Source organism: Hansschlegelia zhihuaiae, assembly GCF_004103825.1.
Lineage (GTDB): Bacteria > Pseudomonadota > Alphaproteobacteria > Rhizobiales > Methylopilaceae > Methylopila > Methylopila zhihuaiae.
The window spans coordinates 1358-16892 of record NZ_RYFI01000026.1; the positions used below are offsets into that span (position 1 = coordinate 1358).

Sequence of the window (15535 nt, forward strand, 5' to 3'; positions counted from 1 at the left end):
GAACGGCTCGTGCCCGAGATGGGCCCAGGGCGACAGCAGGGAGAAATAGACGTCGACGCGGCGGGACATTGGCGGCCTCCTTGTGCGCGGGCGATCATGGCGCGGCGGCGCGGCCGAGGCCAGACCTCACCGCGCGACGGCGGAGCGGCGCGGGTCGGCGACGAAGCGGTCCTCGCCGCCCTGGCCGAGGCTGCGGGGAAAGACGATGATGAGGTTGAAGCGCTCCGCCGGACCGAACTCGCGCTTGAGGTCGTAGGACACGCCGCGTTCGAGGACGCGGCCTTCCTTCGGCCCGTCGATCGCCTCGACCACGGCGGCGGGCGGCTCCCAGCCGAGGCTCCGGCAGATCTGGCGCAGGACGTCGCGGGCGATCGCCTTGACGACCGGCGCAGTGCCGGGGTCGATCAGGTTGAGCTTCATCCGGACATTGTCGATCCGGTCGGATTCGAGCCCCCTCGTCGCGACGAACAGGCTCGACACCGACTGCTCGTCGCCCTCGACCGGCTTGATGAGGTCGGTGACGCAGGTCCAGCCCTTGAGCGGGGCCTCGCCCATCTGGAACGCCGCGTTCCTGAGGCCCGCCGCCGCGAGGCTGTCGCAGAACGCCTTCGGCCTGACGCGCGTGATCCGCATGAAGGGCGAGGGGGCGTCGGGCAGCGGCCAGACGAGACGCGCGACGAGGCCCGGCGGAAGCGCGCCGAGCGGGTCGGCGGGGCGCGCCTGCGGCTTCGGCGGCGGAGCCGGCGCGCCGAACAGCCAGGCGGGCTTCGCCAGATGGACCGCCACGGCCGCCGCGATCAGGACGGCCGCCGCGGCGGCGCAGGCGAGGGTCATCCGGGCGCTCATCTGCGTCACAGGCTGGAGTCCGTCCCCGGTTCGTGCCGGTCCGTGGCGGCGACGCGCCGCGTGCTTGGAAACGCCGTCCTGACGGACGGCTCCTCAGCATGAGGAGGGTGGAGGATGGCAGGCGCAAGCCCCCTCATGCTGAGGAGCCCGCGTCTTTGCGGGCGTCTCGAAGCACGCGGAGCCGATGGCCCAAGGCCCATTCCTGACGCGGATTTGGCCTCTCAAGAACAATGGGGCCGCAGAGGCTCTGGCCCGCGCATCCGACTTTCACGCGGCTTCCGCGGTCTCCTTCGGCGGCGCGAAGCGGCCATAGAAGGTCTCGTCCTTTTCGGCGAGGTCGAGCAGCAGCTTGTTGGGCCGGAACCGCGGGCCGTGCAGCTCGGCCAGCGCGCTCGCAAGCCGGACGAAGCGCTTGGCGCCCATCGAGTCGATCCAGGACAGCGGCCCGCCCGTATAGGGCGCGAAGCCGAAGCCGAGGATCGCGCCGACGTCGGCCTCGCGCATGTCCGTGACCACGCCTTCCTCGACCGTGCGTGCCGCCTCGAGAGCCTGCGTCACAAGCAGGCGGTGGCGGAGCTCCGACACGTCGATCGCATCGGGGTCGAGCTTCGTCTCCTGCAGATCGGCGAGGCCCGGCCAGAGCCGCTTCTTGCCGCCCTCGGGATAGTCGTAAAACCCCTTGCCGTTCTTGCGGCCGAGCCGGCCCTCCTTCTCGACCAGAGCCCTGAGCAGCCTCTCCTGCGCCGGGTCGACGGCGGCGTCGCCGAGCTGGGCGCGGGTCGAGTCGATGATCTTGAGGCCGAGGTCGAGCGCGACCTCGTCGTTGAGCGCAAGCGGACCCACGGGCATCCCGGCCTGCTTGGCGACGTTCTCGACCATCGCGGCCGGGACGCCCTCGGTCAGCATCAGATGGCCTTCGAGCATGTAGGCGATGACGCAGCGGTTGGCGTAGAAGCCTCGGCTGTCCTTCACCACGATCGGCGTCTTCTTGATCGCGCGGACATAATCGAGCGCCATGGCGAGCGCCCTGTCGCCGGTCTGCTTTCCGACAATGACCTCGACCAGCAGCATCTTCTCGACCGGCGAGAAGAAATGGATGCCGACGAAGCTCTCCGGCCGCTTCGACGCCTTGGCGAGCCCCGAGATCGGCAGCGTCGAGGTGTTGGAGGCGAAGATCGCGTCCTCGCGGATCACGGCCTCGACCTTGGCGATGACCTCGGCCTTGACCTTGGGGTCCTCGAACACCGCCTCGATCACGAGGTCGCAGCCGGCGAGCGCCGCGTAGTCGGCGGTCGGCTCGATCGCGCCCAGCAGCGCGTCGCGCTGCTCGCCCGACATGCGGCCCTTCACGACCTGGCCCATCACGAGTTTCTCGGCGAAGGCCTTGCCCTTGTCCGCCGCCGCCTGGTCGCGGTCGACGAGGACGACATGGAGGCCGGCCAGCGCCGACACATAGGCGACGCCCGCGCCCATGAAGCCGGCGCCGACCACGCCGATCGTCTTCAGCTTGTTTTCCGGCACGTTGTTCGGCCGCCGCGCGCCCTTGTTCAGCTCCTGCATCGACACGAAGAAGGTGCGGATCATCGCCGCCGCCTCCGGCGACCGCAGCACCTTGGCGAACAGCCGGCTCTCGACGGTCAGCGCCCGGTCCATCTCGAGCTGCAGCCCGTCGAACACCGCCTGCAGCATGGCGCGGATCGCTGGGTAGTTGTCCTGGGTTTCGCGCCGGTAGATCGCGTTGGCGGGCGGGAAGGTCATGAAGCCGCCCTTCGACCAGACCGGCCCGCCCGGCAGCCGGAAGCCCTTCTCGTCCCATGGCTTCACGGCCTTGCCGCCGCCGAGGATCCAGGCTTTCGCCTTCCCGAGCATCTCGTCCTTGGGCGCGACCTCGTCGACGAGCCGCATGGCGCGCGCCTTGTCGGGGCGGATCTGCTCGCCCTTCATCAGCATCTGGAGCGCGTCGCCGGGCGGCATGATGCGCGCGACGCGCTGGGTGCCGCCGGCGCCGGGGAACAGGCCGACCTTCACCTCCGGCAGCCCGACCCGCGTCGAGGCGTCGTTCGAGGCGATGCGATAGTGGCAGGCGAGCGCGAGCTCAAAGGCGCCGCCGAGGCACACCCCGTGGATCGCGCAGACCCAGGGTTTTCCGCTGGTCTCGATGCGCCGGTAGAGCTGGCTGAGCTTGCGGCTCTCCTCGAACATCGCCTTGGCGGCCGCCGCCTCGCCGTGCTTCGCCTTCTCCGACGCGTAGAGCCGCGCGATGCCCTCGAGCATCGTCAGGTCCGCGCCGCCCGAAAACGCCTTCTTGGCGGAGGAGACCACCACGCCCTTCACGGCCTCGTCCTCGACCACCCGGTCGACGATCCCGGCGAGCTCGCGGATCGCAGCCTCGGACAGGACGTTCATCGACCGGCCGGGCATGTCCCAGACGACCGACAGGACGCCGTCGGGGTCGAGATCGGTGCGGAAATTGGTCTCGGTCATGGCCGCTCTCCTCACACCCGCTCGATGATCGTGGCCGTCCCCATCCCTGCGCCGATGCAGAGTGTGACGAGCGCGGTGGATTTGCCCGAGCGCTCGAGCTCGTCGATCGCCGTTCCGAGGATCATCGCGCCGGTCGCGCCGAGCGGGTGGCCCATCGCGATTGCGCCGCCGTTCACATTCACCTTGGACTGATCGAGCCCAAAGGCTTGGAGATAACGCAGGACGACGGCGGCAAAGGCCTCGTTGACCTCGAACAGGTCGATGTCTCCGATCTCCATGCCGGCGCGCTTCAGCACCTTCTTCGTGACGTCGACCGGGCCGGTCAGCATCAGCGCGGGCTCCGAGCCGATATTGGCGAAGGCCCTTATGCGGACACGAGGCCTCAGCCCCGCGGCCTCGCCCGCTTCTTTCGATCCGATCAGGACGGCGGCGGCGCCGTCGACGATGCCGGAGGAGTTGCCGGCGTGGTGCACGTGGTTGACGCGTTCGACGTCCGGATGAGCGTAGGTGGCGACGGCGTCGAAGCCGCCCATCTCGCCCATCTCGACGAACGAGGCCTTGAGGCCGCCGAGCGACTGCATCGTCGTCTCGGGGCGCATGTGCTCGTCGCGGTCGAGCAGGATGATGTCGTTGACGTCCTTGACCGGGACGACGGAGTTGGCGAACCGTCCCTCGCTCCAGGCCGCGCCGGCGCGCTTCTGGCTCTCGACCGCGTAGGCGTCGACGTCGTCGCGCGAGAAGCCGTACTTTGTGGCGATCAGGTCGGCTGAGACGCCCTGCGGCATGAAATAGGCCTTCACCGCGATCGCCGGGTCCATCGGCCAGGCGCCGCCCGAGGCCCCGATGCCGACGCGGCTCATCGACTCGACGCCGCCCCCGACCACGAGGTCGTGCTGGCCGGCCATCACCTGCGCGGCCGCGAAGTTCACTGCGTCGAGGCCCGAGGCGCAGAACCTGTTGATCTGCACGCCCGGCACCTGGATGCCGTAGTCGGCCGCGAGCGCGGCCGCGCGGGCGATGTCGCCGCCGGCCTCGCCGACGGGATCGACGCAGCCCAGCACGACGTCGTCGATGCGGCCGGCGTCGAGATTGTTGCGCTCGGCGAGCGCCCGGAGCGCCGTGGTCGCGAGGCCGAGCGTCGAGACCTCGTGCAGCGAGCCGTCGGGCTTGCCGCGTCCGCGGGGCGTGCGGACGGCGTCATAGATGAAGGCCTCGGGCATCGTGGTCTCCTCTCAGGCGGCGGCCGAGGGCCGCGCGCGCTGCATGAGATCGTAAGGGTGCTTCCAGCCGGGCAGCGATCGGATGCGTTCAAGCCAGGCCGAGATCGCCGGATAGGGCCCGAAGTCCCAATGCAGCTCGTCGCCGTAGTGCAGATAGCCCTGCAGAGACAGGTCCGCGATCGTGGCGCGGTCGGTCGCGACCCAGTCGCGGTCCTCAAGATGCGCTTCGAGCACGCGGAACGCGTCGCGCATCCGCTTGCCGAGGAACTCGGTGATGGGCGTCTCGCCCTGCTCGACGAAGTTCAGCAGGAAGCGGCGGGTCGCCATGTAGCTCGTGAGCTTGTGGTTGTCGAACAGGATCCAGCGCCAGATCTCGCGCTTCTCGGCGGGCGTCTCTCCGCCGAAGCGGCCGAGTTCGTCGGCCAGATAGTCGAGGATGACGCCCGACTGACTGAGCACGACGTCGCCATGGGTGAGGATCGGCGCCTCGCCCATGACGTTGCGCTCGCGATAGGCGTCGCCTCGCGCCTCGCCCTTGAAGAAGTCGACGAAGACCGGCCGCCAGTCGGCGCCCGCGAGTTCGAGCAGCAGCGCTGGCTTATAGGAGTTGCCGGACTCGCCGAAGCAGTGGAGCTCGTATTCGGCCATCGGCTCAGAACGCCTCTTCGGGCAGCGCCATCACGGCTTCGGACCCGGCCGAGATGGCCGCGAGCCGCGCGGCGGTCTCGGGCATCATGCGCTCCATGAAGAAGCGGCCCGTCGCGAGCCGGACGTCCACGCCGTCGGCGCCGTCCGCCTTCTTGTCGAGCGCGGTCCTGGCCATCATCGCCCACATATAGCCGAGCGCCGTCAGGCCGAAGAGATGCATGTAGTCGACCGCGCCGGCGCCGGCGTTGTCGGGCTTGCCCATGGCGTTCGCCATGAACCACATGGTCGCCTTCTGCAGGTCCTCGCGCGCCTTCTTCAGCGGCTCGAGGAACGGCTTCATGCCCTCGACCTCGGCGTTGTCCCTGAGGAAGCCGTCGACCTCCTTGAAGAACGCCATGATGGCGCGGCCGCCGTGGCGCGGCAGCTTGCGGCCGACGAGGTCCATGGCCTGCACGCCGTTTGCGCCCTCGTAGATCATCGCGATGCGGGCGTCGCGGACGAACTGCTCCATGCCCCATTCCGCGATGTAACCGTGGCCGCCGAACATCTGCTGGGCCTTCACGGTGTTGTCGAAGCCGAGGTCGGTGATCACGCCTTTGATGATCGGCGTCATTAGCCCCATGTGGTCGTCCGCGGCCTGGCGCTCCTTCTCGTCCTCCGAAACGCGGCCGACGTCGCCGCGGACCGCGGTCCACAGGATCAGCGCGCGCGCCGCCTCGTTGAACGCCTTGATGGACATCAGCGTCCGGCGGACGTCGGGGTGGACCATCAGCGCGTCGGCCGGCTTGTCGGCGTCCTTCGGACCGGTGAGCGCGCGCCCCTGCCGGCGCTCGCGGGCGTAGGCGACCGCGTTCTGATAGGCGACCTCGGATTGCGAGAGGCCCTGGATGCCGACGCCGAGGCGCGCCTCGTTCATCATCGTGAACATTGCGGCCAAGCCGCGGTGCTCCTCGCCGACCAGCCCGGCTGTCGCGCCGTCATAGTGCATCACGCAGGTCGAGTTGCCGTGGATGCCCATCTTGTGCTCGACCGCGCCGCAGGAGACGGCGTTCCGCGTCGTGAGCGCGCCGTTCTCGTCGAACAGCATCTTGGGCGCGACGAACAGCGAGATGCCCTTGGTCCCCTCCGGCGCGCCCTCGATGCGGGCGAGCACGAGATGCACGATGTTCTCGGTCATGTCGTGCTCGCCGGCCGAGATGAAGATCTTCTGGCCGGTGATCTTGTAGGAGCCGTCAGGCTGGGGAACGGCCTTGGTCTTGATCAGCCCGAGGTCCGTCCCGCAATGCGGCTCGGTCAAGTTCATGGTGCCGGTCCATTTGCCGGTGATCATGTTGGGCAGATAAGCGCGCTTCTGCTCGTCGGAGCCGTGCAGCACGAGCGCCGCGATCGCGCCCTGCGTCAGGCCGGGATACATGGCGAGCGCCATGTTGGCCGAGGAGGCGTATTCGTTGATCGCCGCGGTGATCGTGTGCGGCAGGCCCTGTCCGCCATATTCGGGATCGGCCGCGAGACCGATCCAGCCGCCTTCGACGAACGCCTTGTACGCCTCCTTGAAGCCGTTCGGCGTCACCACGTCGCCATTGGCGAGCCGCTCGCAGCCCTGCAGGTCGCCGGAGCGGTTGAGCGGCTGGAAGCTCTTTTCGGCCACCCTCGCGGCCTCGGCGAGGATCGCCTCGACGACGTCGCGACTTGCTTCGGAGAAGCCCGGAAGATTGGCGTGACGTTCGAAGCCGAGCACGTCGAACAGCAGGAAGAGCGTTTCTTCGACGGGCGCCCTGTAGCTCGGCATCTCAGTCCTCACGTCCGCTCGTGTGTATGCACGTTTTGCACAGAACGCGGCGTCGGGGAACAGCCTCGTGGCGAATTTCGGCGACGTTCGTTCAGGGCGCGGAGTGGCTGGCGTCGCGCGCGGCGATGGCCAGGCCCGACAGCGCGCGCTCCAGGTCGCTGGTCACGAAGGGCTTCTGCAGGGTCGGCGCGTCGGGATAGCGGTCGCGCACCGCGCCGCCGCCATATCCCGTGACGAAGACGAACGGGATCGACCGCTTGGCGAGGGCGTCGGCGACCTCGAAGCTCTGCTCGCCGCCGAGATTGACGTCGAGAAGGGCGCCGTCGATCTGCTCGCTCGAGATCACCCCGAGCGCCTCGGCCACGCCGCCCGCCGGTCCGACGACCGTGGCGCCGCTGTCCGTCAGCATGTCCTCGACGAGCATGGCGATCATGGCCTCGTCCTCGACGAGAAGGATGCGGAGGCCGCTCAATCCCTGTTCGGTCATGCTGTTCTCGGTCATGGGACGGTGATTTTCTGCGAGAGGGGCAGATGGAAGGCGCAGGCGACGCCGGCCGGGTCGAACTGGAGGCTGACGCGTCCGCCGAGCTCGCGCGCGGCCCCGCGCTCGATCAGCCGCGAACCGAAGCCCCGGCGCTGCGGGGGCGCGACGATGGGGCCGTCCGCCTCACGCCATTCCAGGTCGATCGCGCCGCCATTGCGGGACCTGTCGATCGACCACTCGACCGAGACCCGGCCCTCCGGCCGCGACAGCGCGCCGAATTTCGCCGCGTTGGTAGCGAGTTCGTGAAAAGCGAGCGTCATGGTCACCGCGGCCGTCGGCGACAGCCGGACTTCGGGTCCGCCTATCATGATGCGGCGGTCATCGTCGAGCGCGAACGGGGCGAGCGTGTCCGACACGAGATCCTCGAGAGCCGCCGAGGTCCAGGTCTCGCGCATCAGCAGATCGTGGGCTCGCGACAGCGCCATGAGACGGGCGTTGAAGACCCGCTCGAACTCCTCGAGCGAGGACGTCGAGCCGATCGCGTGATGCGCGATGGCCTGCACGGTGCTGAGGTTGTTTTTGACGCGATGGTTGAGCTCGGCGAGCAGCCAGGCCCGGATGCGCTCCTGCTCCTTGCGCTCGCTGATGTCGGTCGTCACCGAGAAGTAGCCGCTCGGCGCTCCCGCCTCGTCGACGACCCGGGTGACGTTCGTCACGGCCCATGTGACGGCGCCACCGGGCTTGACGTAGCGCTTCTCGAGCGTGAACGGGCCGCCGCTCTGCGTGGCCGCGAACACCCGGGCGCGCGTCTCGGACAGATCGTCCGGATGGGTGACGTCGGCGATGGTCAATCCCTCGATCGCCGCAGGCGACCGGCCGAGGATCCGGCCCATGCTGTCGTTGATCCGCACGAAGGCGCCGTCGAGCGTCACCTGCGACAGGCCGACCGAGGCCTGCTCGAAGAACACCGAGAAGCGGCGTTCGCTCTCGCGCAGCTTGGCGGCGGCGTCGGCGCGCGCGAGGGCTAGCCAGATCCGGTCGGCGAGGTCGCGCGCGAGCGCGATCTCGTGGGGTCTCCAGCGGCGCGGGCGATCGTCGTTCAGGAACAGGAACGCGAAGGCCCGCCCGCCCCGGACCACCGGCGCGACGAGGTTCGCCCGGACGCCGACCGCTTCGAAGTTTTCCGCGACGGGGGGCGAATGGCGGCGGTCCAGCGCAACGTCGTCCGACGTCACCACATGGCCAGCCAGCATGTCGTTCAGGATCGCGTCGCCGAAGTCCGCGAGCGCGAAGGTCCGGGCGCCGAGGTCGGGCATCCGCTCGTCGCGCCAGTTGCCCACGACCGTGCAGGCGCCGCTGGCCCCGTCGACCGTCGCATATCCGCAGCGCGGCAGGTCGAGATGGCGCGCAAGCGCGCCCAGCATCGTCGAGAGCACCGCCTCGGAACGGAACTCGGCCGAGGGGATGTCGCGCAGCCGGTCGCCGATGTCGAGCAGGAAGGCCTGCGAGCGCACGGCGAAGACCTGCTCGGTCGTCTCATGCCCTTGGTTGAGGATGCCGCGGACGCGGCCGTCCTCTCCGAAGATCGGCGTGAGGCTGTAGTTCCAGTAGGTCTCCTCGACCGCGCCGCAGCGCCGCATGTCGAGCCGCTGGTTGAAGGTCGAGAAGCCGCGTCCGGTCGCGACGACCTCACGGAACTGCGGGCCGACCACGTCCCAGATGTCGTTCCACACCGCCTCGGCGGGCTCGCCGAGCGCCTGGGGGTGGCGCTCGGCCGGCACCGGCGCCCAGGCGTCGTTGTAGATCAGGCGGAGGTCGGGACCCCAATAAACGGCGGTCGGCATGCTCGAATGCATGCAGATGCCGATCGCAGCCCTGAGCTCGAGCGGCCATGACGAAGGCGGCCCGAGCGGATGCCCGCGCCACTCGAACGCCCTCAGACGGGACGCCATTTCTCCGTCGCCGGTGAACAGTGTCGACCCCGTTTCCCGACCTTTTTCGAGTACCGGCCGTCGCCGCCGCGCCCTCGGCGCTTGACGAGCGCCGTGCGAGTTTATGGAGAGGCATCCGTCGCTTCGACAGGGTCCCGGAACGAATCTCGCGGCTTTTCCCCGTCAGCCGACGAAGATCGCCGAAAGAACCCCATCGAGATACCTTGTCGGACGGAAACAGCGCTCCCCGCCCGTCCTTGGCCGCATTCCTTGCTATGAGAGGGCGCGCCACTCTTCGAATCGAGCGTCGCCGCACCCCATGACCAGCCTTTCCGTCCTGCTTCGCGCCCTGACGCTCGCACTCGCGCTCATCGGCGCCGCGGCGCAAGTTTCCGCCCAGAACGATCCGGCGGCCGCGATCGACGCGGCCCGGGCGGATCTCGACCGGATCGAAACCCGGCTTTCGGACGCCAAGCTGCACGATGAGGAACTTGCGGCGCTTCGGGACCGCATCGCCCCGATGACGATCGCGCTCGAGAGCGCGATCTCTCAGCTCGCGCCCCAGCTCTCCGCGGCCGACGCGCGGCTGGCGCAGATCGGGCCGAAGCCCAAGGAGGGCGAGCCCGCCGAGAGCGACGAGGTCGCGCGTGAGCGCGACGCGCAGGCCCAGTCCCGCAAGCAGGTCGACGACGCCATTAAGCGCGGCCGCCTCCTCCAGGTCGAGGCGATGCAGATCGACGCGCAGATCACGGAGCGTCGCCGCACGCTGCTCGCCAGCCGGTTGTTCGAACGCTCCCGCTCGCTGATCGATCCGACGCTCTGGATGGACGTCGTGGGAGAGGCGCCGCGCGATCTGTCGAGCGTCCGCGACCTTGGCGCGGAATGGGCGGACCAGATCGCTCGCAACTTCGGTCCGTCGTCGATCATCCAGGTCGCGGCCGCGGTTCTGGCGGCGGTTCTGCTGCTGTTTCCGATCCGTCTCTGGGTTTCGAATTTCGGCGAGCGGCTTGTCGTGCGCCAGGCGCCGCAGTCGCGCCTGAGGCGCTCCGCCACGGCCTTGTTCAGGCTGGTCGCCACCACCCTCGCGCCGTTGCTCGCGGCCTTGTGCGTCTATCTCGCTCTCAGGAGCGCAGGCTGGCTGCCGTCGCGGGCCGAGCCGCTCGCGGCGACGCTGGTCAGGGGCGCGGGCTTCCTCGGCTTCGCGCATGGCATGACCAAGGCGCTGTTCGCGCCGGGGCGGCCGTCCTGGCGGCTGATCCATCTTTCGGACGCAGCCGTCGCGGAGATCCGCTATCAGCCGCTCTGGGTCGCGCTGGTCTTCGTGCTCGGCCGCGTCGCCGATGCATTCAACGCCGCGGTCTCGGCGAGTCTCTCGGCCTCGGTCGCGACCGCGGGCGTGTTCGCGGCGCTGAACGCCGCGACCTTCGCGTTTGCGATCAGGAGGCTCCGGAGGGCGCAGCATCTCGAGGACGCCCAGGGGCATCCCGAAAAGGAGGAACGCTACGGCCACCCGATCGCCTTCCTGGCCCGGATGGCCGCCATCGCCGCGATCGCCACCGTTCTGGTCTCGGTCGTCATCGGCTACGTCTCGCTCGCGCAGTTCCTCGCCAATCAGGTTATCTGGATCACGGCGGTGATCTGGCTCGCCTATCTCCTGATGACGGTCGTCGACGACCTGTTCACCTCCGCGCTGTCGGGCGAGACGCGGTTCGGCCGGACGCTGAGCTCCGGGATCGGGGTGCGCCCCTCGTCGCTCGAGCAGATCGGCGTGCTGCTTTCGGGCGCCGTGCGCCTCATCATCCTCGCGGTGGCGGCCTTGATGATCGCAGGGCCCTGGGGGGTCGGCTCGACCGATCTGTTCGGCTGGCTGCGCCTCCCGGTCACCGGCTTCGAGATCGGCGGCATCACGATCTCGCCGGCCGGCGTGCTGAGCGCGATCGCGCTGGTGGCGGTCGGCTTCGCCCTGACCCACGCGGTGCAGCGCTGGCTCGACCGCGACCTGCTGCCCAAGACCCGCATGGACGATGGCCTCAAGGCCTCGATCAACACCGGCGTCGGCTACCTCGGCACGATCATCATCATCGTCCTCGCGCTCGCCTATCTAGGCTTCAGCCTCGACAGGCTCGCGATCGTCGCAGGCGCGCTGTCGGTCGGCATCGGCTTCGGTCTGCAGGCGGTGATCTCGAACTTCGTTTCGGGCGTCATCCTGCTCGCCGAACGCCCGATCAAGGCCGGCGACTGGATCGTCATCGGGTCCGACCAGGGCAATGTCCGCCGCATCTCGGTGCGCTCGACCGAGATCGAGCTGTTCGACCGCTCGACCCTGATCGTGCCAAATTCGGACTTCATCACTAAGAGCGTGAAGAACGTCACCCACGGCGCCCCGAACGGGCGCGTGCAGATCGACCTTGCGGTGTCCTCGGCGGTCGATCCCGAGGAGGTCAAACGCGTCGCGATCGAGACCGCGAAGGCGCATTCCTCGGTGCTCGGCTTTCCCGAACCGCAGATCCTCTTCACCGCGCTCGGCAAAGCCGACAACGCGTTCTCGCTGTTCTGCAACGTGCCGAGCCCCCGGCAGGCCGCGAGCGTGAAGAGCGACCTCAATTTCGCTCTGGTGAAGGCCTTCGCGGACGCCGGGATTTCGCTGGCGGGGCCGCCACCGCCCGACATGACCCAGGCGGTCGACCGCGTCGCGGAGGCGCTCGGCCTCCGTTCGCCGGGCGCTACGGCGCTGAAGCCGCACGACGCCTCCGACGCGCCGCCCCAGCCGGAGCCGCAGCCCAAGCCGGCGTGAACGCTCTCTTAACCACCGCATACGGCTCATGGCGTGATCGCGATGGCCGCCCAGCCGCAACGAGACCCGCCATGCCCCAGACCACTTTCCGCGTCGCGCTTGCGCTCGGCGTTCTCGCGATCCTCGTTCTCGCCGGCTGCTCGACCAGCGTCCCGACCGGTCCGTCGACTCCCGGCATCTATCAAAGCCAGACCGCTCCGGGCGCGACTCTCGACAAGCAGGCTGCCGCCTCGATGATCAGCGAGCTCAGGCGCGGCAAAGGGCTCGGCCCCGTCGCGCTCGACCCGGCCCTCAACCGCATGGCCGAGGAGCAGGCGGCCGTGATGGCGAAGAGCGGCGAACTCAGCCATTCGGGCTCCGCCGGCACGTTCAAGCAGCGCATCGCGCGGTCGGGCTACCGCAATGGCGGGATGTGGGAGAATGTCGGCGCCGGGCACGACACGCTGGCCGACGCCTTCACGGGCTGGCGGTCCTCGCAAAGCCATCTGAAGAACATGCTCATGCCGACGGCGTCGCGCATGGGCATCGCGGCGGTTCGCGCGCCTCACTCGCGCTACGAGGTGTTCTGGACGCTGGTGCTCGCCGATCCGAACGATCCGAGGCCGATCGCATCGGTCTCGCCGGACAAGGCGCCCGGCGAGACCGCGGCTGATCAAAGCGGCGCCCGCATCGCGCAGCAGATGCCGAATTTCCGCGCCGGGACCCCAGGGCAGATCTTCGTCGGTTCGGGCGTTCCTTGAGCGATCTGGTTCGCCGGCCTAGGACGCCCTTTCTTTCGTCAACCTCAAAACCTAGATCATGAAAGTATATTATACTTTGTAGGGTCAATATTTATTTCTTGATACATAAAAATGATCGTTTGATCATTTTTCATATGAATAAATATCTTAATTTGACGGCTATTTTGGCTTTATGATCTTACGACCGATCGGTCGCCTTCTGCAATGTGAGCAAAAATACGGCAAATTTCGCTACGACCGCACAATACTACATCTTTATCTGGATTGTATTGCCTATTTTCTATACAACCATTCGGCGACGTGTCGCGAGATGATGGAAAAGTGATCCCTCAAATTATTGTGCGCTTGATCAGCATCAAGGGCGCTGCTAGCTTTTGTGACGAAACGGTGGCGTGGATGGCGATCGCGGGGCGAAAGCGAGCGCCATTTTGCCGGCTTTCAAGCTGCCGCGTAAATCTTTGTGTGCCCGCGTTCGTCTTCAAGTTTAGGTGAGATTCCGCCGCGACGCGCTGCGCGCACCGCGATGCGGAGCCGTGTGCCCCGCGCGAGGGGGCGGACGGTCCTCGGCCCTTGTTCGCCCTTCGGAGCCCTTCATGACCTTCCCGACGTCCTGGACCCGCCTCTCCGTCGCCGCGGCGTTCGCTGTCGCGGCGCTCGCCGTTCAGCCGGCCTTCGCGGCCGACGGCAAGGAGGTCGTCGCAAGCCCCGACGCGCCAAAGGCGATCGGGCCGTACTCCCAGGCCATCCGGCACGGGAACACGCTCTATCTCGCCGGCCAGATCCCGATCGACCCCAAGACCAACCAGATCAACGCCGGGTCCATCGAAGAGCAGACGCGGCTCGTCCTCGACAACCTGAAGGCCGTGCTCGCGGCCGCGGGCATGACGATGGACAACGTCGTCGCGACCTCCGTTTTCATGAAGGACCTCAACGAGTTCCAGAAGATGAACGCGGTCTACGGCGAGTACTTCAAGGATCAGCCGCCGGCGCGGGCCACCGTTCAGGTCGCGCGCCTGCCGCGTGACGTCGCGGTCGAGATCTCGGCGATCGCCGTCAAGTAAAAAGCCGATCCGGGCGTCGGCGGCTCCGACGCGATCACAGCGACGCCGCCTGCGCGGCGGCGGACGACTGTCGATTCATTACGTCGAGGAGACCTACCCAATGTCCGAACTCGATCACGCGTCAGATCCGGTCGTCGGCGCGTCCAGCCGCCGCGATCTGTTCAAGCTGGCCGGGGCAGGCGTCGGCCTGGCGGCCGCCGCGGCGCTGCCGCTCGTCCCGGCGACCGCCTTCGCGGCGACCCCGCGTTTCCGGCTCGGCGAGCCTGAGCCGGCCTTCATCCTGGACCCGGACGTGCTCTACATGAACATCGGCACGACCGGCTCGACGCCCAAATACATCCTGAAGCAGTTCAACGACGACAATCGCGAGGTCGCCACCAACCCGACCCAGAGCTTCGGCGGCGTGACGCCATTCCGCACGCTGGCGGCGCCGGGCTTCGGGGCCGAGCTCGAGGAATTCGTGATCTCCTACAACACCACCGACGGGATGAACAAAATCCTCGCCGGCGTCGAGCTCAACTCCGGCGACGAGATCATCACCACCAATCACGAACATCCCGGCGGCAACGGCCCGATGAACCTGCTGCTGCAGCGCCGCGGTGTGAAGATCACGCGGGTCAACCTGCCGGTCGGCAACAATCAGAAGGCCCAGGACTACGTGGACCTGTTCAAGGCTGCGATCACCAACAAGACCAAAGCCTTCGTGTTCTCGGCGCCGACCTATCTGACCGGCACGATGCTGCCCTACAAGCGGCTCGCCAAGCTCGCGCAGAAGAACGGCATCATGACGATCGTCGACGGCGCGCACGCCACCGGCATGTTCAATCTCGACTTCCAGCAGACCGGCATCGATTTCTGGGGATGCTCCGGCCACAAATGGCAGTGCGGCCCCGGCGGCACCGGCGTGCTCTACATCCGCAACCGGGTGACCAAGGCCAACCCGCTGCCGCTGTTCAATTTCTGGCCGACCAACACCAACAACTCGACGCTGATCGAGCCCCGCACCAACGCCAACGCCGAGACCTACAATATCGGCACTGCGGTGCAGAGCATCGGCAACCCGAACTATCCGATGCTGAAGGCCTTCGCGGAATGCTGCACGTTCTGGGACAGCATCGGCCGCGGCGTGATCGAGAAGCACGACCTCACGCTCTCGCTCTACCTGAAGCAGAAGATCGCGAGCGTCTGGAGCGTCGACAACCTCTACTCGCCGAAGGACGACCCCGAACTGCTCTCGGCGCTGACCTCGTTCAGCCCGTTCCACACGTCGAGCGCCTCCGTGGCGCTCGGACAGGCCGCGACCGACGAGACCGCCCAGTCGACGACCTTCGTGACGCGCATGCGCGAGGAATACGGCATCGTCATCCGCAACACCGCGGTGCCGGTGATCGGCTCGCCGGCCCCGCACCATCCGATGCGCATCTCGACGCACCTGTTCCATTCGGCGCGCGACGTCGACCGGCTGGTGCGCTCGATGAAGGATCTGGCGAGCCGCATGGACGCCGGGGCCTGAAACGCGGCGGGGCGGGCCTCAGGCC

12 protein-coding genes (1 of these 12 only partly in view) are annotated in these 15535 nt (G+C 67.9%); 4 read left to right on the forward strand and 8 right to left on the reverse strand.

Features of this window, described 5'->3' with window-relative positions; genetic code table 11:
• The 8 genes from EK403_RS19920 to EK403_RS19955 all read right to left on the reverse strand — a co-directional run.
• Window positions 1-69, reverse strand: partial view of a 2-hydroxychromene-2-carboxylate isomerase gene (locus tag EK403_RS19920; RefSeq protein ID WP_128779210.1) — the start only. It extends 585 nt beyond the left edge of the window; 69 of the gene's 654 nt are visible here — the first part of the coding sequence; the start codon lies at window positions 67-69; the stop codon falls past the left edge of the window.
• A 57-nt stretch (window positions 70-126) separates the two neighbouring features.
• Window positions 127-834, reverse strand: a complete 708-nt coding sequence (locus tag EK403_RS19925) for a DUF6030 family protein (protein ID WP_128779211.1) — start codon at window positions 832-834, stop codon at window positions 127-129.
• A gap of 279 nt (window positions 835-1113) precedes the next feature.
• A complete protein-coding gene (locus tag EK403_RS19930; protein ID WP_128779212.1) occupies window positions 1114-3330 on the reverse strand; it encodes a 3-hydroxyacyl-CoA dehydrogenase NAD-binding domain-containing protein in 2217 nt (738 codons plus the stop codon).
• An 11-nt stretch (window positions 3331-3341) separates the two neighbouring features.
• Complete coding sequence (locus EK403_RS19935) at window positions 3342-4550, reverse strand: acetyl-CoA C-acetyltransferase (protein WP_128779213.1); 1209 nt, start codon at window positions 4548-4550, stop codon at window positions 3342-3344.
• A gap of 12 nt (window positions 4551-4562) precedes the next feature.
• A complete protein-coding gene (locus EK403_RS19940; protein ID WP_128779214.1) occupies window positions 4563-5198 on the reverse strand; it encodes a glutathione S-transferase family protein in 636 nt (211 codons plus the stop codon).
• 4 nt (window positions 5199-5202) lie between these two features.
• Window positions 5203-6987 (reverse strand): acyl-CoA dehydrogenase C-terminal domain-containing protein, encoded by a 1785-nt coding sequence (locus EK403_RS19945; protein ID WP_128779215.1) that lies wholly within the window; start codon window positions 6985-6987, stop codon window positions 5203-5205.
• Between the two features lie 91 nt (window positions 6988-7078).
• Window positions 7079-7489: a response regulator gene (locus EK403_RS19950; protein WP_206659596.1), complete on the reverse strand. Its 411-nt coding sequence runs from the start codon at window positions 7487-7489 to the stop codon at window positions 7079-7081.
• Complete coding sequence (locus tag EK403_RS19955) at window positions 7486-9423, reverse strand: PAS domain-containing sensor histidine kinase (RefSeq protein WP_128779216.1); 1938 nt, start codon at window positions 9421-9423, stop codon at window positions 7486-7488. The genes EK403_RS19950 and EK403_RS19955 overlap by 4 nt, the downstream gene beginning before the upstream one ends.
• A 298-nt stretch (window positions 9424-9721) precedes the next feature.
• Here EK403_RS19955 and EK403_RS19960 point away from each other — a divergent pair, with 298 nt between their 5' ends.
• From EK403_RS19960 to EK403_RS19975, 4 genes are all read left to right on the forward strand, one after another.
• Complete coding sequence (locus tag EK403_RS19960) at window positions 9722-12196, forward strand: DUF3772 domain-containing protein (RefSeq protein ID WP_164919688.1); 2475 nt, start codon at window positions 9722-9724, stop codon at window positions 12194-12196.
• A gap of 71 nt (window positions 12197-12267) precedes the next feature.
• Window positions 12268-12936 (forward strand): CAP domain-containing protein, encoded by a 669-nt coding sequence (locus EK403_RS19965; RefSeq protein ID WP_128779218.1) that lies wholly within the window; start codon window positions 12268-12270, stop codon window positions 12934-12936.
• 593 nt (window positions 12937-13529) lie between these two features.
• Entirely contained in the window at window positions 13530-13997 is a 468-nt protein-coding gene (locus EK403_RS19970) for a RidA family protein (protein ID WP_128779219.1), read from the forward strand.
• A 100-nt stretch (window positions 13998-14097) separates the two neighbouring features.
• Window positions 14098-15510, forward strand: a complete 1413-nt coding sequence (locus EK403_RS19975; protein ID WP_128779220.1) for an aminotransferase class V-fold PLP-dependent enzyme — start codon at window positions 14098-14100, stop codon at window positions 15508-15510.
• Window positions 15511-15535 lie beyond the last annotated feature (25 nt).

Excerpts from the sequence above, each read along its gene's own strand:
- EK403_RS19960 (WP_164919688.1), top strand. The coding sequence starts at position 9,722 with ATGACCAGCCTTTCCGTCCTGCTTCGCGCCCTGACGCTCGCACTCGCG.
- EK403_RS19925 (WP_128779211.1), bottom strand. The coding sequence starts at position 834 with ATGACCCTCGCCTGCGCCGCCGCGGCGGCCGTCCTGATCGCGGCGGCC.
- EK403_RS19975 (WP_128779220.1), top strand. The coding sequence starts at position 14,098 with ATGTCCGAACTCGATCACGCGTCAGATCCGGTCGTCGGCGCGTCCAGC.
- EK403_RS19970 (WP_128779219.1), top strand. The coding sequence starts at position 13,530 with ATGACCTTCCCGACGTCCTGGACCCGCCTCTCCGTCGCCGCGGCGTTC.
- EK403_RS19935 (WP_128779213.1), bottom strand. The coding sequence starts at position 4,550 with ATGCCCGAGGCCTTCATCTATGACGCCGTCCGCACGCCCCGCGGACGC.
- EK403_RS19930 (WP_128779212.1), bottom strand. The coding sequence starts at position 3,330 with ATGACCGAGACCAATTTCCGCACCGATCTCGACCCCGACGGCGTCCTG.
- EK403_RS19950 (WP_206659596.1), bottom strand. The coding sequence starts at position 7,489 with ATGACCGAGAACAGCATGACCGAACAGGGATTGAGCGGCCTCCGCATC.
- EK403_RS19945 (WP_128779215.1), bottom strand. The coding sequence starts at position 6,987 with ATGCCGAGCTACAGGGCGCCCGTCGAAGAAACGCTCTTCCTGCTGTTC.
- EK403_RS19965 (WP_128779218.1), top strand. The coding sequence starts at position 12,268 with ATGCCCCAGACCACTTTCCGCGTCGCGCTTGCGCTCGGCGTTCTCGCG.
- EK403_RS19940 (WP_128779214.1), bottom strand. The coding sequence starts at position 5,198 with ATGGCCGAATACGAGCTCCACTGCTTCGGCGAGTCCGGCAACTCCTAT.
- EK403_RS19955 (WP_128779216.1), bottom strand. The coding sequence starts at position 9,423 with ATGGCGTCCCGTCTGAGGGCGTTCGAGTGGCGCGGGCATCCGCTCGGG.